This is a genomic window from Chromobacterium sp. CCUG 30098 (genome assembly GCF_059916605.1).
Window position 1 is genome coordinate 404,392 of record NZ_JAUCGS010000003.1, and the last position, 20,206, is coordinate 424,597.

At 64.0% G+C, this 20,206-nt stretch carries 21 protein-coding genes; 13 read left to right on the plus strand and 8 right to left on the minus strand.

From position 1 onward, the window contains the following. The first annotated feature begins 148 nt into the window (after positions 1-148). Positions 149-1,330, plus strand: coding sequence for a dicarboxylate/amino acid:cation symporter (locus tag QUG03_RS10120; protein ID WP_107798373.1), 1,182 nt, complete (start codon positions 149-151; stop codon positions 1,328-1,330). A 258-nt stretch (positions 1,331-1,588) separates the two neighbouring features. After that, positions 1,589-2,461: an EAL domain-containing protein gene (locus QUG03_RS10125; protein WP_107798374.1), complete on the plus strand. Its 873-nt coding sequence runs from the start codon at positions 1,589-1,591 to the stop codon at positions 2,459-2,461. A 132-nt stretch (positions 2,462-2,593) separates the two neighbouring features. Here the strand turns inward: QUG03_RS10125 and QUG03_RS10130 are convergent, their stop codons facing one another. Further along, complete coding sequence (locus QUG03_RS10130) at positions 2,594-2,863, minus strand: DUF4936 family protein (protein WP_107798375.1); 270 nt, start codon at positions 2,861-2,863, stop codon at positions 2,594-2,596. Between the two features lie 93 nt (positions 2,864-2,956). Here QUG03_RS10130 and QUG03_RS10135 point away from each other — a divergent pair, with 93 nt between their 5' ends. Together QUG03_RS10135 and QUG03_RS10140 are read left to right on the plus strand one after the other, a co-directional pair. Continuing rightward, a complete protein-coding gene (locus QUG03_RS10135) occupies positions 2,957-3,859 on the plus strand; it encodes a prephenate dehydrogenase (protein ID WP_500819929.1) in 903 nt (300 codons plus the stop codon). A 3-nt stretch (positions 3,860-3,862) separates the two neighbouring features. Further along, the gene (locus QUG03_RS10140; RefSeq protein ID WP_235089712.1) at positions 3,863-4,615 is read left to right on the plus strand and encodes an SDR family oxidoreductase; all 753 of its coding nucleotides are present in this window, start codon (positions 3,863-3,865) and stop codon (positions 4,613-4,615) included. Here QUG03_RS10140 and QUG03_RS10145 read toward each other — a convergent pair. Next, positions 4,599-5,501 (minus strand): LysR family transcriptional regulator, encoded by a 903-nt coding sequence (locus QUG03_RS10145; protein ID WP_500819930.1) that lies wholly within the window; start codon positions 5,499-5,501, stop codon positions 4,599-4,601. The genes QUG03_RS10140 and QUG03_RS10145 overlap by 17 nt on opposite strands. A 101-nt stretch (positions 5,502-5,602) precedes the next feature. Between QUG03_RS10145 and QUG03_RS10150 the strand changes: the two genes are divergently transcribed. Further along, positions 5,603-6,865 carry an MFS transporter gene (locus tag QUG03_RS10150; protein WP_500819931.1) on the plus strand — a complete coding sequence of 421 codons (1,263 nt, stop codon included), beginning with the start codon at positions 5,603-5,605 and terminating at the stop codon, positions 6,863-6,865. A 229-nt stretch (positions 6,866-7,094) separates the two neighbouring features. Here the strand turns inward: QUG03_RS10150 and mnmA are convergent, their stop codons facing one another. The 3 genes from mnmA to QUG03_RS10165 are packed head-to-tail and all read right to left on the minus strand — an operon-like array spanning position 7,095 to position 9,197. Then, positions 7,095-8,171, minus strand: a complete 1,077-nt coding sequence (mnmA, locus tag QUG03_RS10155; RefSeq protein WP_500819932.1) for a tRNA 2-thiouridine(34) synthase MnmA — start codon at positions 8,169-8,171, stop codon at positions 7,095-7,097. Beyond that, positions 8,168-8,716 (minus strand): hypothetical protein, encoded by a 549-nt coding sequence (locus QUG03_RS10160; protein WP_233246647.1) that lies wholly within the window; start codon positions 8,714-8,716, stop codon positions 8,168-8,170. Before QUG03_RS10160 ends, mnmA begins: the two co-directional genes overlap by 4 nt. Positions 8,717-8,744: 28 nt before the next feature. Then, positions 8,745-9,197 carry an NUDIX hydrolase gene (locus QUG03_RS10165; protein ID WP_235089707.1) on the minus strand — a complete coding sequence of 151 codons (453 nt, stop codon included), beginning with the start codon at positions 9,195-9,197 and terminating at the stop codon, positions 8,745-8,747. A 107-nt stretch (positions 9,198-9,304) separates the two neighbouring features. Here QUG03_RS10165 and QUG03_RS10170 point away from each other — a divergent pair, with 107 nt between their 5' ends. Next, entirely contained in the window at positions 9,305-9,505 is a 201-nt protein-coding gene (locus QUG03_RS10170) for a bacterioferritin-associated ferredoxin (RefSeq protein WP_019103980.1), read from the plus strand. Between the two features lie 163 nt (positions 9,506-9,668). Beyond that, positions 9,669-10,145 (plus strand): bacterioferritin, encoded by a 477-nt coding sequence (bfr, locus tag QUG03_RS10175; protein WP_107798382.1) that lies wholly within the window; start codon positions 9,669-9,671, stop codon positions 10,143-10,145. An 84-nt stretch (positions 10,146-10,229) separates the two neighbouring features. Here the strand turns inward: bfr and QUG03_RS10180 are convergent, their stop codons facing one another. After that, positions 10,230-11,846: a YdgA family protein gene (locus tag QUG03_RS10180; RefSeq protein WP_107798383.1), complete on the minus strand. Its 1,617-nt coding sequence runs from the start codon at positions 11,844-11,846 to the stop codon at positions 10,230-10,232. A gap of 222 nt (positions 11,847-12,068) precedes the next feature. On the opposite strand from QUG03_RS10180, the gene QUG03_RS10185 reads away from it, so the two are divergent. The 6 genes from QUG03_RS10185 (at position 12,069) to QUG03_RS10210 (ending at position 18,735) form a co-directional block, all read left to right on the plus strand. Beyond that, complete coding sequence (locus QUG03_RS10185; protein ID WP_107798384.1) at positions 12,069-13,250, plus strand: DesA family fatty acid desaturase; 1,182 nt, start codon at positions 12,069-12,071, stop codon at positions 13,248-13,250. A 175-nt stretch (positions 13,251-13,425) separates the two neighbouring features. Next, positions 13,426-14,262 carry a class I SAM-dependent methyltransferase gene (locus tag QUG03_RS10190; protein ID WP_107801671.1) on the plus strand — a complete coding sequence of 279 codons (837 nt, stop codon included), beginning with the start codon at positions 13,426-13,428 and terminating at the stop codon, positions 14,260-14,262. 79 nt (positions 14,263-14,341) lie between these two features. Beyond that, positions 14,342-15,718, plus strand: coding sequence for a pyridoxal-phosphate dependent enzyme (locus QUG03_RS10195; RefSeq protein ID WP_107798385.1), 1,377 nt, complete (start codon positions 14,342-14,344; stop codon positions 15,716-15,718). A 59-nt stretch (positions 15,719-15,777) separates the two neighbouring features. Then, positions 15,778-16,923 (plus strand): trans-sulfuration enzyme family protein, encoded by a 1,146-nt coding sequence (locus QUG03_RS10200; RefSeq protein ID WP_227107242.1) that lies wholly within the window; start codon positions 15,778-15,780, stop codon positions 16,921-16,923. A 57-nt stretch (positions 16,924-16,980) separates the two neighbouring features. Further along, positions 16,981-17,328, plus strand: coding sequence for a RidA family protein (locus tag QUG03_RS10205; RefSeq protein ID WP_107798387.1), 348 nt, complete (start codon positions 16,981-16,983; stop codon positions 17,326-17,328). 189 nt (positions 17,329-17,517) lie between these two features. Beyond that, a complete protein-coding gene (locus QUG03_RS10210) occupies positions 17,518-18,735 on the plus strand; it encodes a M23 family metallopeptidase (protein WP_488877935.1) in 1,218 nt (405 codons plus the stop codon). Between the two features lie 4 nt (positions 18,736-18,739). On the opposite strand, the gene miaA is transcribed toward QUG03_RS10210, so the two are convergent. Together miaA and QUG03_RS10220 are read right to left on the minus strand one after the other, a co-directional pair. Continuing rightward, on the minus strand, positions 18,740-19,717 hold the full coding sequence (miaA, locus tag QUG03_RS10215; protein WP_253315038.1) for a tRNA (adenosine(37)-N6)-dimethylallyltransferase MiaA: 978 nt from the start codon (positions 19,715-19,717) through the stop codon (positions 18,740-18,742). Positions 19,718-19,932: 215 nt separating this feature from the next. Next, complete coding sequence (locus QUG03_RS10220) at positions 19,933-20,193, minus strand: CBU_0592 family membrane protein (protein WP_107798390.1); 261 nt, start codon at positions 20,191-20,193, stop codon at positions 19,933-19,935. Positions 20,194-20,206 lie beyond the last annotated feature (13 nt).

The window sequence follows — 20,206 nt, forward strand, 5'->3', positions numbered from 1 at the left end:
CCGCGTCCGTTCTCTTGTCCATGCCGCCCTCGACGGGCGGATCTCCATTCTTCCGACTGGCGCGCCGTGTCCGGACCGGGCATGGCGGCAAGCGCACGCGCGGATCGCGAACAACATTAGACCAAAGACCAAGCTCAGAGAGGTTGCCGTGAAATTGATTCTTAAACTACTGGCCGGCATGGCGGTTGGCCTGGCGCTGGGGCTATGGGCCCCGGACGGCCCGCTGGCCCTGCTGATGACTTTCAAAGCCCTGTTCGGGCAGTTCATCGGCTTCATGATTCCGCTGATCATCGTGTTCTACATCATGAGCGGCATCGCCGCGCTGGAGTCCAACTCCGGCAAGATGCTGGGCTGGACCGTGGGGCTGGCTTACTGCTCCACCATTCTGTCCGGGCTGGCGGCTTTCGCCGTCGCCTCCGGCGTTTTGCCGTCCTTGATCGCTCAGGGCGTGCACGCCACCGACAAGCCGGCGGCGATCAAGGCCTTGTTCACGCTGGAGATCAAGCCGCTGTTCGATGTGATGACCGCGCTGATGCTGGCCTTCGTGTTCGGCCTCGGCATCGCCGTCACCCGCGCGCTGCGCCTCAAGGAGGTGGTGGATCAGGGCAAGGACATCGTCGAGCTGGTCTTGGCCAAGGTGCTGATTCCGCTGCTGCCGGCCTATATCGCCTGCGTCTTCGCCGAGATGGCTGCCGACGGTTCGGTGTTTTCCACGCTGAAGACCTTCGGCGTGGTGCTGGTGCTGGCCATCGCCATGCACTGGATCTGGCTGACCCTGCTGTACACGGTGACTGGCCTCGCCAGCGGTCGCAATCCCTGGTCCTTGATCCGTAATATGTTGCCGGCCTACCTGACTGCGCTGGGCACCATGTCGTCGGCGGCGACGATTCCGGTGGCGCTGCGCTCGGCCAAGCAGATGAAGGTGTCCGGCCCGGTGGCGGATTTCGTGATGCCCTTGTGCGCCACCATCCATCTGTGCGGCTCCACCATCACCCTGGTCACCTGCGCCACCGCGGTGATGTTGATGACGGCCGGTCTGGACGTGCCGAGCTGGGACGTGATGTTCCCCTTCATCCTGCTCCTGGGCGTGACCATGGTGGCGGCGCCGGGCGCGCCGGGCGGCGCGGTGATGTCGGCGCTGGGCATTCTGGCCAGCATGCTGCACTTCCCCGAGGCCAGCCTGGCCTTGATGATCGCGCTCTACCTGGCGCAGGACAGCTTCGGCACCGCCTGCAACGTTACCGGCGACGGCGTGATCGCGCTGTGGCTGGATCGCATCATGGGCCGGCCGGCGGAAGCGGAAGGCAAGCCGGCTTCTCAGCAGGCCTAAATCCAAGTCATAGATTTATGTGAACTATACAACGAGCATTTAATTATTTTTAGAGATAAAGAGAGCCATGTATATTGAGCGGGTCTTTCTGGCGCAGTAGAGCGCTGGCGGCTTTTGGCGGCTTTGTCGTCAAAGGCAGCCTCTTACTGTTTGTCGGTTCAACAGAACCGCATGCAGGTTTCTCTCGTATCCTGTTTGGGCCGAACGATGTTCGGCCTTTTTTCTTGTTTGTTTTCTTGGCGCATGCCGGGAGGCGCAATGTCGGCGATGGCGGAGTGTGAGGTAGCGGTTCTGGACCTGGGCGCGCGGCAGGCGCGGGCGGCGTTGCCGCGTCTGAATCAGATGCTGGCGCGGCATGGCTTCGAGGCGGAGCCGCTGGCCTGGCGCGAAGAGCGCGTGCGCGGCCGGCATGAGGACTGGCGCTTCCGCAGCGTCTTCCAGCCGGTGTACCGCTTGCAGGACGGGGAGCCCAAGCTGTGGTCGGTGGAGGCGCTGGCGCGGGTATCGGACCGCTTTGGCGGCCAGCTGATTCCCACCGTGCTGTTTGCCGCGGAAACCACGCCGCGCCGCACCGTGTACGTGGACCGGCAGCTGCGCTGCCTGCACCTGCTCAATTTTCTGCTGCAATCGCCGCCGCCGGGCCTGGTGCTGTCGCTCAACGTCAATGCCCAGCATCTGGTGAACGTCAGCGAGGCGCACGGGCAATTCTTCGCCGAGGCCTTGCAACTGCTGGGGGTGGAGCCGCGCCATGTCTGCCTGGAAATCGTGGAGGATGCGGTCAGCGATCCGGTGCGGCTGCACGGCGCGGTGCAGCGCTACCGTGATCTGGGCTTTTTGATCTCTCTGGACGACTTTGGCCAGGGCGCGTCCAATCTGGAGCGGGTGTGGCTGCTGGAGCCGGATTACGTCAAGCTGGACAAGGTGCTGATGCGGCGCGCGCTGATGCGGCCGGCGTTGCGCGACAAGCTGGCCGAGCTGGTGGCCATCCTGAAGCTGCACGGCGCCAAGGTGGTGGGCGAGGGCATTGAAAGCGAAATGCAGCTGGACATCGCTCGCGCCGCCGGCTGCGATTTCGTCCAGGGCTTTCACTTGGCGCGGCCGACGGACAGCCTCAGCTGGCCAATTTCTTAGAACCTGTTTACGAGCTCGCGAGCTAAGGCGAAAACGGCAGAGAAAGCGGAGTGTGCATGCGGTACATGAGCATTTCGCAGCGCTGCTCGCCGTGTAAGGTCTCACGACGCGCGGCAGATCGTAAGCCGGTTCTTAATCCAGCGGTTGAAACCACTCCTCATGGCGGCTCAGCGCCGCCAGGCCGCATTCGGCGCTGACATCCAGCCAGAGGCGGCGGAAAGCGTCGGCGTCGGCAATCCCTTCATACACTTCCATCCAGGTGCCGGCGTCGTCGCGGCGGCGCAGCAGGCGGCCGGCGACGCCGGCGCGGGCCAGGAGGCCGGCTTGCAGCGTTCGCAGCTGTGCAAGCAGGGGCGCGTTGTCCGCGTCGACCTTGAAATAGCAATAAAAACTGTAGCGCATCGTATGTCCTAAGCAGGGCGCGCGGGATCGCGTCGCAACGGAGTGGTTGTCAGCCGACATTAGGCAGGTATGATAGCCGTTCTAGGTTCCGCCATGGATAGAGGAGAAGCGGTGCAGCAAGGGATGGATACCCTGGTGGTGGTGGGCGTCGGTTTGATCGGCGGCTCTTTCGCCTTGTCGCTGAAGCGCGCCGGGATGGCGCGGCATGTGATCGGCGTCGGCCGCACCCGGGAAAACCTGGAGCGGGCCTTGGAACTGGGCGTGGTGGACGAGATCAGCCAGGACTTGGCCGCCGTGGCCGAACGCGCCGATCTGGTGCTGTTGGCCTCGCCGGTGGGGCAGATGGGCGCGCTGATGGCGGCGATGGTGCCGAAGCTGAGGCCGGAGACCATCGTCACCGATGCCGGCAGCACCAAGGGCGACGTGGTGGAGCTGTATCGCCGGCATCTGCCCGGCCAATTAATGCATTGCGTGCCGGCGCATCCCATCGCCGGTTCCGATCTGTCCGGCGCCGCCGCCGCGCAGTACGGCCTGTACGAAAACCGCAAGGTGGTGCTGACGCCGTTGCCGGAGACCCTGCCTGCCGCCGTGGAGCGAGTGGCGGCGCTATGGCGCGCCTGTGGCGCGGAAATCCATGAGATGACGGCTGAGGAGCACGACGCGGTGTTCGCCACCGTCAGCCACCTGCCGCATTTGCTGGCCTTCGCCTATGTGGACATGGTGGCGGGCAAGGCCGACGCCGAGCGCTGTTTCGACTTCGCCGCCACCGGGTTTCGCGATTTCACCCGCATCGCCGGCAGCCATCCGGAAATGTGGACCGATATCAGCCTGGCCAACCGCGACGCGCTGCTGCAGGAGCTGGACCGTTACCGCGCCGGGCTGGACCAACTGCGCCAGATGCTGGACGCCGGCGACGGCGAGCGGCTGGCGGAGCGTTTCGGCGCGGCGCGCGGCGCGCGCACGCGCTGGCATCAGCAATTCATGCGCAAGGCTTGATCCATGAATGAGGGCAAGGTGGTGCTGATCACCGGCGCTTCGCGCGGCATAGGCGCGGCGACGGCGCGGCTGGCGGCGGCGGAGGGCTGGCGCGTCGCCGTCAATTACCGCCGCGACCGGGCCGGGGCGGAGGCCGTGGCGGCCGAGTTGCGGCATGCGGGCGCGGACGCCGAAGCGTTTTGCGCCGATGTCTCGCTTGAGGCTGACATCGTCGGCCTGTTCGACGCGGTGGCGGGCCGCTATGGCCGCCTGGACGCCCTGGTCAACAATGCCGGCGTCACCGCGCCGATAGGCCGGTTGGAGGATTACTCGGCGCAGCGGGTGGAGCAGGTGTTGCGCAGCAATGTGCTGGGCCCCATTCTCTGCTGCCGCGAGGCGGTGCGCCGGATGTCCATCCGTCATGGCGGTGTTGGCGGAGCCATCGTCAACGTTTCTTCCGCCGCGTCGCGGCTGGGCTCGGCCGGCGAGTATGTCGATTACGCCGCCAGCAAGGGCGCCGTCGACACCCTAACCCTGGGTCTTGCGCGGGAAGTGGCCGCCGAAGGCATCCGCGTCAACGCGGTGCGCCCGGGCCTGATCCACACCGGCATTCATGCCGCCAGCGGCGAGCCGGGCAGGGTGGAGCGCCTGGCCGGCAGCGTGCCGATGGGGCGCGGCGGCGCGGCCGAGGAGGTGGCGGCCGCCATCGTCTGGCTGTTGTCCGACGCCAGCTCTTTTTGCACCGGCAGCCTGCTGGACGTCAGCGGGGGGCGTTGAGCCAGCGCTCGCGCATCAAGTTCAGAAACTGGCTGACCAGCGGCGAGTCTTCGTCCAGCCGCGTGGCCAAGCCCATCGCCAGATAAGCGCCCTCGTCCAGCAGCGGCACATAGCGCACGCCGGGAAGCCGCACGCATTCCAGCGGCGAGGGCAGGATGGCGATGCCGAGTCCGGCGGCCACCAGGCCGATCTGCGTGATCGCCTCGCCGGCCTCCTGCCGCGGCCGCCAGTCCATGCCTTGCCGGCTCGCCAGCTCGCGCAGCACCGTGTTCAAGCCGGTGCCGGCCTCCTGCGGGTAGCCGATCAGACTTTCCCCGCGCAATTGCTCCAAGCGCAGCGCCGGCAGGCCGGCCAGCGGATGCTCGGCGCTGATTACCACCCGCAGCGCGTCTCGCTGCAACTCCACCACCGCGATGTCCGCCATCGGCTCCAGGCCGTTGAAGCGGACGAAGCCGATATCCAGCCGCCGTTGCTGCAAGGCCTGGTACTGGTCGGTGGTGAACATCTCGCGCAATTTGAGGCCGACCTCCGGGAAACGCAGACGATAGTCGTGCAGGCCGGCGTGCAGGATGGGGGACAGCGGCAGAGAAGAAGTGAAGCCTATGCTCAATTCGCCTATCTCGCCGCGCGCGGCGCGTCTGGCTTCCGCCGCGGCCAGTTCCGCGTCGGCCAGAATGCGCTGGGCCCGGTTCAGGAATTGGCGGCCGGCCTCGGTCAGCTCCACCTTGCGCTGGTGGCGGCGCAGCAGCCGCACGCCCAGCTCGGCCTCCAAGGCCTGGATCTGCTGGCTGAGCGGAGGCTGGCCGATATGCAGACGCAGGGCGGCGCGGGTGAAATGCAGTTCTTCGGCAACGGCGACGAAGTAGCGTAGATGGCGTAGTTCCATGATTGATATTTTAAAAGTATCAAATGATGGTTAAATATATATTGGACTGCGCTTTCGGCCAAGACTAAGCTCAAAGCCATATTTCGCATTGAAAGCTTTTCATGTCCGCCGATTCTTCGTCACCCTGCCTAGGCGCCGTCGTACCGCCACCGTCCGTCGCCCCCCTTCCGCCGGTCAAGCTGCACGCCGGCACCGCGGAATTCCGCGCCACCGCGCGCGCCATGTTCGTCGGCGGCTATTGCACTTTCGCCATGCTCTACGGCGCACAGCCGCTGATGCCGATGTTCGCGGAGGATTTCTCCTTGTCGCCGGCCGCTTCCAGCGGCGTGGTGTCCTTGGCCACCGGCAGCTTGGCCCTGAGCCTGATTCCCGCCGGCCTGCTGGCGGATCGCCTGGGCCGCCGCCCCTTGATGAACGCGGCGCTGGCGCTGGGCGCGCTGCTGATGCTGTTGTCGGCGCTGGCGGACAGCTTTCAGCATCTGCTGTGGCTGCGTGCGGCTTTCGGCGTGGCGCTGGCCGGCCTGCCGGCGGTGGCGATGACGTATCTGAGCGAGGAGGTGGATGCGAAATCCCTGGGCCACTCGATGGGCTTGTACATCGCCGGCAATGCCTTGGGCGGAATGAGCGGCCGTTTCATCGCCTCCTTGCTGGCGGATCATTTCGGCTGGCGCTGGGCCTTGCTGGCTTTGGCCTTGCTGGGCACGGCCGGCGCCTGGCTGTTTTGGCGCAATCTGCCGCCTTCCCGGCATTTCCAGCCGCGTCGGCATGATCTGGGCCGCATGTGGCGGGAGGCCAAGGCCCTGTTCCAAGACGCGGGTCTGCCTTACTTGTTCATCAGCGCCTTTCTGCTGTCCGGTTGTTTCGTCAGCTTGTACAACTACCTGGGTTTCCGTCTGCTGGCCGCGCCCTTCAATATGAGCCAGAGCCTGCTGGGGCTGGTGTTTTCGCTGTATATCGTCGGCGTCTGGTCATCGGCTTGGGTCGGCAAGCTGTCGGATCGCCTGGGCCGGCGCAATATGCTGTGGCTGATGGTGCTGGCCATGCTCTTGGGGCTGGCGCTGACCTTGAGCGATCACATCGTCCTGCTGGTGGCCGGCATCGCCTTGTTCACCTTCGGGTTTTTCGCCGGTCACTCCGTGGCCAGCAGCTGGGTGGGTTTGCGGGCGCGTCAGGGGAGGGCGCTGGCTTCGGCCATTTACTTGAGCGCCTACTATCTGGGCTCCAGTCTGGTGGGGTCTTTGTCCGGGCTGATGTGGGGCCGCGGCGCTTGGCAGGGCGTGGCCGCGGTCTTGGGGGCCAGCCTGGCGGTGATGCTGGCGATCAGCCTGGGCTTGAGACGGCTGCAGCCCTTGCCGCAACCTTGAGCTTGAAAGAAAAAAGCCCTGCGGTTTGGCGCGGGGCTTTTTCATTGCATCGTCGGCGCTCAGCGGACTTTGAACCGCTGCTTAGAGCCTGTTTACGATCTGGCGAGCTAGGGCGAGACAAGGCGTTGCGGCTGAGAAAGTGGAGTGTACATACGGTACATGAGCATTTCGAAGACGGCACTCATCGCACAATGTCTCTACCGACGCGTAGCAGATCGTAAACAGGTTCTTATTGGATAATGCCGCCGCCCAGGCAGACGTCGCCGTTGTACAGCACCGCGGACTGGCCGGGGGTGACCGCCCATTGCTTGTCGCGGAAAGTCAGCGTGGCCTGGCCGTCGACGATGGCGGACAGATTGCAGCCGGCGTCCGCCATGCGGTAGCGGTTCTTGGCCGCGTATTCGCCGGCCGCCGGCGGCGCTGGCAACGTCCAGCTCAGGTCGGCCATCGCCAGCGTAGGCTTCAGCAGCAGCGGGTGGTCATGGCCTTGCACCACGATCAGCTTATTGCCGGGGATGTCCTTGCCGGCGACGAACCACGGTTCTCCAGTGCCCTCGCGCGCGCCGCCTATATTCAGCCCCTTGCGCTGGCCCAGGGTGTAATACATCAAGCCGATATGCTCGCCCACCACCTTGCCGTCCGGCAGCATCATCTCGCCGGGCTGGGTGGGCAGATAACGCTGCAGGAAGTCGCGGAACGGACGTTCGCCGATGAAGCAGATGCCGGTGGAGTCTTTCTTGGCCGCGGTGGGCAGGCCGGCTTCCTCGGCCAGCTTGCGCACCTCGGTCTTGCGGATGTCGCCGAGCGGGAAGATGGACTTGGCCAATTGATGCTGCTGCAAACGGTAGAGGAAGTAGCTCTGATCCTTGGTGTGGTCCACCGCCTTCATCAGATAGTGGGTGCCGTCCTTTTCCAGCTTGCGCGCGTAGTGGCCGGTGGCGATGCAGTCGGCGCCCAGTTCCATCGCGTAGTCGAGAAAGGCCTTGAATTTGATTTCGGCGTTGCACAACACGTCGGGATTGGGCGTGCGGCCGGCGGAGTATTCCTTCAAGAAGTAGGAGAACACGCGGTCCTTGTACTCCTTGGCGAAGTTGACGATCTCCATGTCGATGCCGACGATGTCGGCCACGCTCATCGCGTCCAGCGCGTCCTGCTTGATTGAGCAGTATTCGTCGTCGTTGTCGTCTTCCCAGTTCTGCATGAAGACGCCGATCACCTCGTGCCCCTGCTGCTTCAGCAGCGAGGCGGTCACCGAGGAGTCCACGCCGCCGGACATGCCGACGACAATTCTTTTCTTACCCGTCACGGGGAATATCCTTCCATCCAAATATCGAGGGCAAGCACCACCGGGGCTTGCCCAAAGTCCTTGAACCAGCTGTCCACCGCCCAATCTTGGCCGGAGAGCAGGTCGCGCAGCACCGCGGTGTAATGCAGGTCGAGCAGGCGCGGCGCGCGCCAGGCCGGTTTGCCCACCGTGTGGTATTGCAGCCAGCCGTGATCCTGCAGATAAGTGAGGAAGGCGGTGACATTGCTGCTGTGGTCCACGCAGTCCATGCGGCCTTCGGCGGGCCCGTCGCGGAAATTGCCGCCCTTGTCCTGCCAAATGGGCAACGTGCGCGCGGCGATGTGATAAAGCGCGGTGACGGCGTCGCTGACGGCGGAACGTTCGGTTTCCGGGCTGTTTGCGGCGGACAGGCGAGCGGCGAGCCAGGCGTCGGCTTCGGCGGAGATGTCTACGTAGGCATGTCTGGAACAGCCGTAATGGTAGCAGATATTGATGGCGCTGGCTTGTGCCGCCCATGGGACGCCGGCCAGCAGAGCCAATAGGAAAGACAATGATCTCAAGGACATGCCGGCTCCGGGCGGTGGGCTTGGGCGGTCAGCGGCCCAGATGATGGATCAGCGCCAGGGGGTGGCGTTTGCCGGCACGATAGTCGTCCAGGCATTGCTGCACCACCGGGCTGCGATGCTGGGCGCGCAGCGCGACGATGTCCTCGTGGCTCAGCCATTGCGCGGACAGGATGCCGTCGTCCAGCCGCGGATAGTCCTCGCGGCGCAAGGGGTGGCCGTAGAAGGCGAAGCGCAGATAGGTGATGTCGCTGTTGGGCCGGTCCACCAGATAAATGCCCACCAGGCCCAAGGGCCGGAAGTGCCAGCCGGTTTCCTCCAGTACTTCGCGTTTCACCGCGTCTTCCAGCGTTTCGCCGTATTCCAGATGACCGGCGGGCTGGTTGAAGCAGATGCCGTCGCTGGTCACCTCTTCCACCATCAGGTAGCGCCCGTCCAGCTCAATGACTGCCGCAACTGTCGCATTTGGTTTCCACTGCGTCATGGTCTGCGCTTTCTTGTTGACAATGATTCTTGTTTGAATCTATATTCTTGATAACGATTCTCGATTACTTTAACTCAATCCCGTCTTCATTCACCACCGGAACTGCCATGTACGTTTGCCTGTGCCACGCTGTAACTGACAAGCAAATCCGCGAAGCGGTACACAACGGGGCAACCCGCATGTGCGATCTGAGCCGCGAGCTTGGGGTGGCGACCGATTGCGGCAAGTGCGCCTGCATGGCTAACCAACTTCGCAAGGAGGCTGTCCACGCGCTTGGTCCGGCTTCGACCGCGCGCAGCGCCGCTTAATTCCTGACCCCGTCTGTTGCTTAGTCTCGGCCAAGGCCGGACGAACTGCAAATCCCCCACGCACCGCGTCAAGCGGGGCGAAGTCCTTTATTTTGGCTGTGATAACTTGAGACTGGCGCGCGCTATGTCATAATGGAAGAATCATTTCTTCCCGGAGAGCGCGATGCAAGGCGATAAAAAAGTTATCAAGTATCTGAACCAGATCCTCAAGAACGAACTGACCGCGATCAACCAGTACTTTCTGCATGCCCGCATGTACAAGAACTGGGGCTTGAAGAAGCTGAACGAGCACGAGTATCACGAGTCCATCGACGAGATGAAGCACGCCGACGCGCTGATCGAGCGCGTGCTGTTCCTGGAAGGGCTGCCGAATCTGCAGGACCTGGGCAAGTTGCATATCGGCGAGAATCCGAAGGAAATGCTGGAGTGTGACCTGAAACTGGAAATGGACGCGCTGCCGCTGTTGCGCGAAGCCATCGCCTACTGTGAAAGCGCCAAGGACTACGTGACCCGCGACTTGCTGGAAGACATTCTGGAGAGCGAGGAAGAACATGTGGACTGGCTGGAGACGCAGTTGGGCCTGATCGAAAGTGTGGGCCTGCAGAATTATCTGCAAAGCCAGATGCACGACGACGATTAAGCGCCGCAAGGTTTCGACCGGGTCGGAAAAGAATAAAGGGCTGTCGTATGACAGCCCTTTTTGCGTGCGGCGTCGGCCGCCGTCTTACTTCTTCTTGTCGGCGCTCTTGTCCGTATGCTTGTCGGAGCCGGGCTGGGAGGCGTCGCGCGGCGCTTCCGCCTCGATCTCCTCCCAGGGCAGGGCCACCTTCTTCTTATTGATGGTCAGCACGCCGCCGCCGTAGTTGAGTTCGGTGTTGATCTGGCCTTTGTCCTCAACGATGTACTGCTCGCTCTTCCACTGCGCCAATTGGCTGTCCAGCAGGTTTTTGGCCAGGTCTTCCACTTCCTTCATATTGGGCTGGTCTTCGGCGCTCTGATCGACGGTGAACAGCGTGCGCGCCTGGGCGATCACCAGGTCTTCCAGCGTCTGGCGCGGCAGGCTGAGCTTGGCGTCCACTTCGAAGCGCCTGATGAACTGCGCGGCGTCGTTGAGATCCGCGGCTTGCAGGCCCTTGACGCCCAGGCTGCCTTCCAGCTTGGCTTCGCCGTTGGGCATCTTCAGGTAGAACTCGTTGATCACCACTTTGGGATCGTTCTGCAGCAGCGGAATCCCGTTCTTCTTGATGGTGTCGATGTATTGCTTGCGCAGCAGCGCCGGGTCCACGCCTTCAAACGGGATCTGGCCGATGGCCTGATCCAGTTTGACCAGGGTCGGGCCGTGCAGATGGTTGGCCGAGATGTCCAGGCGCATCGGACCGTAGCGGTGGTCGTTGAAGTTGAACTCGGCGAAGTTGAGTTTGCCGCGGGTGTTGACGTAGTCGTCCTGCTCGCTGGTGACGATCTGATAGCGGAAGTCCTTCAGCGTCACCGCGGACGGCTTGAATTCGCCGGACGGATTGATGAACTCGCCGACGCGCACGCGGGTCATCAGGTAGACCAGTTCGTTCAGCTTGATGCTGTAGGGCACGCTTTCGCGGGAGTTGAGCCGGACATTGCCCACGGTCAGTTCGCTGGTGCCCAGCTTGACCCCGGTGTTGCCGGGGCGGATGTCGGAGACGTAGCGCACGCCGTCGAAGGCCACGGTTCCCTTGCTGGCGGCTTCCAGCAGGAAGCCGGGCGACAGCGCCTCGCTCTTGTATTCCTTATAACCGTTGGCGTAGTCGAGCTTCAGGTCGAAGCCCTTCCATTTCATCTTCACGCCGGACAGCGCTTCTTCATAGTCGAAGGCCGGCACCTTGACGTCCAGTTCGCCGCCGCCGCCGAAGCCCAGACGGTTGAAGATGGTGATGGGTTCCTTGTCGCCGAAGAAGCTGGCCAGCGTCTTGCGGGTGGAGTCGCTCATCGCGAACTCGGTGCGCACCAGCGCGCGGCCGGGCCGGAAGTCGAAATCGCCGATGCCGGGGAGGGGGCCGTGTTTGACGTGGTTGGTGAACTTGATGGTGGCGTTCAGCAGCGGCTTCACATTGTCGGGCAGCATGTTTTCATACGGGCCGGACAAATGGCGGTTGAACACCAGTTCGGTGGTTTCCGTGGAGGAGAACCAGCCGCGTTGGTAGCTGTGGGATTTGACTTTGAACAGCGGCAGGTCGGCCAGCATCTTGTGCTGTTCCTGCAAGGTCTGCTCCGCCTTGACGCCGGCCCACAGGGTCGCGCCTCCATACAGAACGAACAGGCCACCGAGGGTGGCGCCGGCAATGATCAGACGACGATTTGGCAACACTAGCGCTTTTTCTTAACTAGGATGGAATGAGGCCCTATGGTACACCATCGTCCACCGCTTGCGTTACTGCCGGCGCGTGAACCGGAGGGCGTCGGCGGGGTCCAAGTTGGGCGTTTGCGGCGGCGGGTTGCCGGCGCAAGCGCAAAACGGTCTGACATCGGCGGGCCGCTTGTATAGAATAGAGTCTTTCTTCTAGATTGCTTTACGAGGCGCGATTAGTACATGAATTGGATAAACGGCGTGCTTGACCTCCCCTGGTGGGGCTATATCGTGGTCGCTTTGGCGCTGACCCACGTCACCATCGCATCGGTCACCATCTTTCTGCATCGTCACCAAGCGCACCGCGCGCTCGATCTGCATCCCATCCCCAGCCACTTTTTCCGCTTCTGGCTGTGGCTGACCACCGGCATGGTCACCAAGCAATGGGCCGCCATCCATCGCAAACACCACGCCAAGTGCGAGACCGCGGACGATCCGCACAGCCCTCAGGTCTTGGGCATCAAGAAAGTCCTGTGGGAGGGTGCGGAACTGTACCGCGGCGCTTGCAAGGATCAGGCCATCATGGACAAGTTCGGCCACGGCACGCCGGACGATTGGCTGGAACGCAATGTCTACACCCGCCACAGCGCCAAGGGCATCGTGCTGATGCTGCTGATCAATCTGGTCTTGTTCGGGCCGGCTGGCCTGACGATCTGGGCGGTGCAGATGATCTGGATTCCGTTCTGGGCGGCCGGGGTGATCAACGGCATCGGCCACTTCTGGGGCTATCGCAATTTCGAGAACGAGGACGCGTCCACCAATATCTTCCCTTGGGGCATTCTGGTGGGCGGCGAAGAGCTGCACAACAACCATCATACCTTCGGCACCTCGGCCAAGCTGTCGTATAAATGGTACGAGTTCGACATCGGCTGGATGTATATCCGCATCCTGGAAATCCTGGGCCTGGCCAAGGTGCGCAAGGTGGCGCCGCGGCTGGCCGAGGACGCTTCGCGCCCGCAACTGGACCTGGAACATCTGCAGGCCATCATTTCCAACCGCTACGCCATCGCCTCCCGCTATGCGCGCGAGTTGAAAGAGGTGTACCGCAGCGAGCTGGACAAGATCAATCTGCCGGACTTTTCCGGCAGCAAGCTGAGCGGCAAGATGAAGGTGTGGCTGAAGCAGGACGCCAAGGACACGCCGGAAACCGAGCGCATGCAGTTGGCCACCTTGCTGGAGCACAGCCAGGTGCTGGCCACCGTGTATTCGATGCGCCAGGAGCTGACCCGCCTGTGGGAGCGTTCCACGCTGAGCCGCGAGCAACTGCTCAAGGAACTGCAGGACTGGTGCACCCGCGCCGAGGCCTCCGGCATCGCCGCCTTGCAGCGCTTCTCGATCAGCCTGCGTCAGGCGGCCATGGTTTAAGCCTGTCCGACTCGATGAAAACCCGCGGCGCGCCGCGGGTTTTTTTGCGTCCGCGCAGGCTTGTGGCGGGGTGGATAGACTCGTTTTTTATATAAAAATAAGAAATAAAATTTATATTTGTAATAATAATTGGAAATATAATGTGGCCATGTTGATGCAACTCTGCGAGATGGACATGGCCACATTGCAACTGACCGACGGGGCGAGCGAGCTGCCCTATATTCATGGTTTTTCCGCCGCCGAACAGGCGCGCCTGGTGCGCCAGGCGCGCTTCTCCGAGTCCGTGGTCTACCGGGACATCGATTTCTCCGGCGTCGGCCAGCTGCTGGAGGTGGGGTGCGGGGTGGGCGCGCAGACCGAGATCCTGTTGCGGCGTTATCCGGACCTGGAGGTCACCGGCGTCGACTTCAGCCAGCGTCAGCTGGCGGTGGCGCGTCAGCGTTTGCAGGGCAGCCCCTGGCAGGACCGCGCCCGGCTGCTGCATATGGACGCCGAGGATCTGGATTTCCAGCCGGCCAGTTTCGACGCCGCCTTTCTGTGCTGGGTGCTGGAGCATGTCTTGTCGCCGGAGCGGGTGTTGGCCGAAGTGCGGCGCGTGCTGAAGCCGGGCGCGCGGCTGTACGCCACCGAGGCGATGAACGCGTCCTTCTTTCTATCGCCTTATTCCTCGAACCTGCAGCAGTACTGGCTGGCTTTCAATGACCATCAACTGGCGGTGGGCGGCGATCCCTTCGTCGGCGCCAAGCTGGGCAATATGCTGCTGCGCCTGGGCTTTCGCCATGTGGAGACCCAGGTCAAGACCTGGCATCTGGACAGCCGCGATCCGCATCGTCGCCAGCAAGTGCTGGATTACTGGACCGAGCTCTTGCTGTCGGCCGCGGATCAGCTGATCGAGGCGAAACGGGTGGACGCCGCGCTGGTGGCGGCGATGACGCGGGAACTGCGCCAATTGCGCAGCAATCCGGAACTGGTGTTTTTCTATAGTTTTCTGCAAGCCACCGCCGTGGTGTGAAGCGGCGTTTTTTTTATTTTCGATATAACTACAAGTTGTTAAAAACAATATTTATATGCGGTAGCTAGGAGATTTCAATATGCAAGACCAATCCGTTTTGTCCTTGATCGGCAATACGCCGCTGGTGAAGGTGACGCATCTGGACACCGGCCTGTGCGAGTTGTATCTGAAACTGGAAAGCCACAATCCGGGCGGCTCGATCAAGGATAGGGTGGCGCTGTCCATGATTGCCGCGGCCGAGCGCGAAGGCAAGCTGAAGCCGGGTGGCACCATCGTCGAGGCCACCGCCGGCAACACCGGCCTGGGGCTGGCGCTGGTGGCTTCGCAAAAAGGCTATCGGCTGGTGTTGGTGGTGCCGGACAAAATGAGCCGGGAGAAGATTCTGCATCTGCAGGCGCTGGGCGCGGAAGTGGTGTTGACCCGCTCCGACGTGGGCAAGGGGCATCCGGAGTATTACCAGGACCTCGCCGCGCGCATCGCCAAGGAAACGCCGGACGCTTACTACATCGACCAATTCAACAACCCGGCCAATCCGCTGGCGCATGAAACCGGCACCGGTCCGGAAATCTGGGAGCAGACGCGCCATGAACTGGACGCGGTGGTGGTGGGCGTGGGCTCCAGCGGCACGCTGACCGGGCTGACGCGTTTCTTCAGCCGGGAGGCGCCGCGGGTGGAAATCGTGCTGGCGGACCCGGTGGGCTCGGTGCTGGCGGATCATGTCGAGACCGGACGCCACGGCGAGGCCGGCAGCTGGCTGATCGAAGGCATAGGCGAGGACTTCATCCCGCCGCAAACCGACTTCAGCCTGGTCAAGCGCGCCTACCGCATCAGCGATCAGGAAAGCTTCGACAGCGCCCGCCTGCTGCTGAGCCGGGAAGGCATTCTGGCTGGCTCCTCCTCCGGCGCGCTGCTGGCGGCGGCCTTGCGTTATTGCCGCGCCCAGACCGAGCCCAAGCGCGTGGTGACGCTGGTTTGCGACAGCGGCAACAAGTATCTGTCCAAGATGTACAACGACGATTGGCTGGTGGACAACGGCCTGGTGGAGCTGCCGCGGCTGGGCGATTTGACCGATCTGATCGTGCGCCGCCACGCCGACGGCAGCACCGTCTCTTGCCACCCGGACGAGCCCTTGAACGTGGTCTATCAGCGCATGCGCCTGCACGATGTGTCGCAGTTGCCGGTGCTGGCCGACGATAAGGTGGTCGGCATCCTGGACGAATGGGACTTGCTACTGTCGGTGCACGGCGAGCCGGAAAACTTCCGCCAGAACGTGCGCAGCGCGATGACCAGCGAGGTGCGGACCCTGTCGCCGCGCGCTTCGCTGCAAGACCTGCTGCATATTTTCAACGACGGCCATGTCGCCCTGATGGTGGACGGCGAGCGCTATCTGGGCCTGATCACCCAGGCCGATCTGCTGGCCTTCTGGCGTCGTCAGCCGCGCTCGCGCGCCGTCTAGCTCCTCCTCATCCCGGCCGGTCCAAGCGGGGCCGGCCCTCCGCATTGCGAGAAAACGCCATGACTGATTTCAATACTTTGTCCATTACCGCCGGTCTGCATCAGGACGCCTTCGGCGCGGTGATTCCGCCCATTTACGCCACCTCCACCTACCGGCAGCACGCGCCGGGCGAGCACAGCGGCTACGAGTATTCCCGCTCGCAGAACCCGACGCGCGAGGCCTTGGAGCGCGCCTTGGCGGAGCTGGAGGACGGCGCGCGCGGCTATGCCTTCCCCTCCGGCCTGGCGGCCATCGCCACGGTGCTGGAGCTGCTGCCGGCCGGCAGCCACCTGATCGCGGTCAACGATCTGTACGGCGGCACTTACCGATTGTTCGAACAGGTGCGCAAGCAAAGCGCGCAGCTGGAGATCAGCTATGTGGCGTCGGAAGACCTTGCCGCCTTGCAGGCGGCGATCCGGCCGAATACCCGGATGATCTGGGTGGAAACCCCGTCCAATCCGCTGAACCAACTGGTGGACCTGGCGGCGGTGGCCGATCTGGGGCGGCGGCACGGCCTGATCACGGTGGCGGACAACACCTTCGCCTCGCCGGTGGTGCAGCGCCCGCTGGCCTTCGGTTTCGACATCGTCGTGCATTCCGCCACCAAATACCTGAACGGTCATTCCGATGTGATCGCCGGCGCGGCGGTGGTCAGCCGCCGGCGGCCGGAGCTGGCCGAGCAACTGGCCTTCCTGCACAACGCGGTGGGCGCGGTGCTGGACCCGTTCGCCAGTTTCCTGGTGCTGCGCGGCCTGCGCACGCTGGCCTTGAGGGTGGAGCGCCACAATAGCAACGCGCTGGCGGTGGCGCGTTGGCTGGAAACCCAGCCGCAGGTGGAGCGGGTCTTGTATCCGGGCCTGTCCAGCCATCCGCAACATGAGCTGGCGCGCAGCCAGATGCGGGGTTACGGCGGGGTGGTGTCCTTTTATCTGAAAGGCGACGCCGAAGAAACGCGGCGGGTGCTGGCGCGGTTGAAGCTGTTCACGCTGGCGGAGAGCCTGGGCGGGGTGGAGAGCCTGGTCTGCCTGCCGGCGGCGATGACGCATGCGTCGATTCCGCTTGAACGTCGGCGCGAGCTGGGCATCGCCGACAACCTGATCCGCTTGTCGGTGGGCATCGAGGGCGAGGCGGCGCTGATCGAGGACTTGCGCCAGGCATGGCAATAGCCGGCGCGGCCGGGTTAGAATCTTTGTCTTGTTCCGACTCACCCAAGGGGAATCCGCATGAGCATTTATCGTCACAAGCAGGGCGCGCGTCTGGCAGAAGCCGTGGTCACCAACGGCCTGATCTTCCTGGCCGGCCAGGTGCCGGAAAACACCGAGGCCGACGCCAAGGCGCAAACTGAAAACGTGCTGGGCCAGATCGACGCGCTGTTGGCGGAGCTGGATTCGGACAAGAGCAAGATCGTCGACGTCACCATCTTCCTGGCCAGCCTGGCCGATTACGACGCGATGAACGCCGCCTGGGACGCCTGGGTGCCGGCCGGCCATGTGCCGGCGCGCGCCACGGTGGAGGCCAAACTGGCCAACCCGGCCTGGAAGGTGGAAATCAAGCTGGTGGCCGCGCGCTGACATCGCCTCGCCGCCGCTACCGCCCACGTCCTGCGACGTGGGCTTTTTTTATCGATTTTTGCCGGCTGTCTGCTGAGCCAAAGGCCAGCAGGAAATAAGGATGGGGCTTTCTATAACCCTATGGTTTGCGGCGCAATGCTATTGGCATTGCGTCGCTTTGGTTTTTCCCAACCAGGAATGGAGCCCGAAATGAAACAAGCAGCTCTGATGATGGCCGTATTGGCGGCCTTGGCCGGCGGCGCGCAGGCGGAATCGAAGCAGCCGGACCCCTTATTGCGCCAGGCGGCGGTCAAGGCCTTGCAGCCCATGCTGCCGCTGGCCAAGGGGGAGATGCTGGACATGCTGGTGGAGGTCAACCGCGACAGCGCCGACGGCGGCTGGGTGCTGGGATCGGTGACCCAGCCGCTGCCGACGATGACCACGATCGCGGCGATGGATCATGTGCCGGTGTCCAGGCTGTTCCTGGCGCGCCGCGACGCGCAGGGCTGGACGCTGGAACTGGAAGGCAGTCCGGGCTTCGCCGCGATGCTGAGCCTGGCGCCGGCCGATTGGCTCAACGCGGACGAGCGCCGCGCCTGGGGCAGCCAGTCGGCCAGGCCGGGCTTGCCGTTCGCGCCCAACGCCACCGGTCTGGGCCTGCCGTGGCGGCAAGGCGCGGCCTGGCGCATGACCGGCGGCCCGCACGGCTATAGCGGGGAAAGCCAGCCTTACGATTCCATCGACTTCGCCGGCGGCGACGGCAGGGTGTTGGCGCCGCAGGCCGGGGTGATCTACAAGAGCTGCGTGCGCGGCGGCAGCGGCCTGGTCAAGCTGGTGCACGACAACGGCTTCTCGTCCACTTACTACCATATGATCAATCTGAACACGCTGGCGGACGGGACGCGGGTCAATCCGGGCGCGTATCTCGGCACCATAGGCAACGGCCTGCCGTGCGGCGGCAGCACCACCGGCCCGCACGTGCATTTCTCCCTCTTGTATCAGGGCCGGGCCGAGCCGGTGAACGGCAAGCTGTTCGGCGGCTGGCAGTTCTTCGCCGGCAACCGCGCCTATCAGGGCTATGCCTTGCGCAACGGGACGCGGGTCAATGTCGGCGGCCTGCTGAACAATTACGGCGGCGGGGGCGCGCCGGCCGGCGCCAGCGGCGTGGCGACGCCGGCGAAGGGCGAGGGAAGGGTGAACCTGCGCAGCGCGCCCAGCCTGAGCGCCGGCATCACCGGCGCGGTCAGCCGCGGCGACAGCGTCGCCTTGCAGTGCCATGTGCGCGCCGAGACGGTGGAGGGGGTGTGGGGCCGCACCGATGTGTGGAACCGCACCCGCGGCGGCGACTGGATCAGCGACGGCTTCCTGGACACCGGCAGCAACGGGCCGGTGGTGCCGCTGTGCGCGTCGGCCAGCCGGCCCTGGTGAGCGATTAATACACGCCGTCGAAACGCAGGCCGGCGGGCAGGGGCTCGCCGGCCTGGAAGGCGGCGACGGCGGCGCCCAGCTGTTCGGCCAGGCCGTCCCGCTGGGCGTTGACCGGCACCAGGTCCAGGCTGCGCATCCAGGTCAGCTGGCGCTTGGCCAGCTGGCGGGTGGCGGCGACGCCTTTGTCGATGAAGGTTTGCTCGTCGCCGACGCCGTCCAGGTATTCCCAGGCCTGGCGATAGCCGACGCAGCGCATCGACGGCAGTTCCAGCGTCAGCGCCGGATAGGCGGCGCGCAAACGCCGCACTTCGGCCAGGAAATCCTGTTCCAGCATCAGTTCGAAACGCTGCGCGATGCGTTGGTGCAGCCAGCCGCGTTCCGCCGGCACCAGGCCCAACGACAGCAGGCGAAAGTCCGCCGCGGCTTCCTTGCCGCGCGCCAGCAGCCGCGACATCGGCTCGCCGCTGAGCAGGCAGACTTCCAGCGCGCGGTGGATGCGCTGCGAATCATTGGGATTGAGGCGGGCGGCGGTGTCCGGGTCCAGTTGCGCCAGCCGCGCGTGCATCGCCGGCCAGCCGGCCTGCGCCGCGTCGGCGTCCAGCTGAGCGCGCAGCGCCGCGTCGGCGCGCGGCAGGTCGGACAAGCCCTCCAGCAAGGCCTTGTAATACAGCATGGTGCCGCCCACCAGCAGCGGCAGCCGGCCGCGGCCGTTGATCTCGCGGATCAGCCGGTTGGCGTCGGCGTGGAACTGGGCGGCGGAATAGCTTTGCAGCGGGCTGATGATGTCGATCAGATGGTGCGGGCATTGCGCCATTTCCGCCGCGCTGGGCTTGGCGGTGCCGATGTCCATGTCGCGATAGACCAGCGCGGAGTCCACGCTGATGATCTCCACCGGAAAATGGCGGGCCAGCTCCAGCGCCAGGCCGGTTTTGCCGGAGGCGGTGGGGCCCATCAGCAGGATGGCGTGCGGGGTATCGTTCATGGGCGGGTCTTGCGGTTCAATCGACGGATTGTCGCATAAGCGGCCCATGGGCGGACAGTGCCGCCCAGGACACGCAAGGTGTCGACGATGGGCTGCGCGTCGACGGGATGGCGTGGGCATGGGCCTTGGAACCGTCTGCAAAATGCCCGTGCGCCATGTGTGGCTTCCGCGTTTCCCGCCGCAAGGCCTGGTCTCGCTAGAGGGTAAACGCGTTCTCAGGCCCCGGATTCGGGCGCCGGCAGCGCCCGGCGGCGGCTGGCGCGCCACCAGCCGCCCAGGGTGATCAGGAACCACATGCACTGATTGACGAAGGACGCCAGGTTGAAGTGGTTGGACAGCGAAATCAGGATGCAGACCGGCCCGATCAGGTTCAAGGCGAAGTAGCGAGGGTCCGAGGTGCGCAGGCCCAATAGCTGGTTGCCCAAGTAGGCGCCCAGATAGCTGATGACGCCGATCAGGCCGATGAGGTCGTACATATGGGCTCCTTGG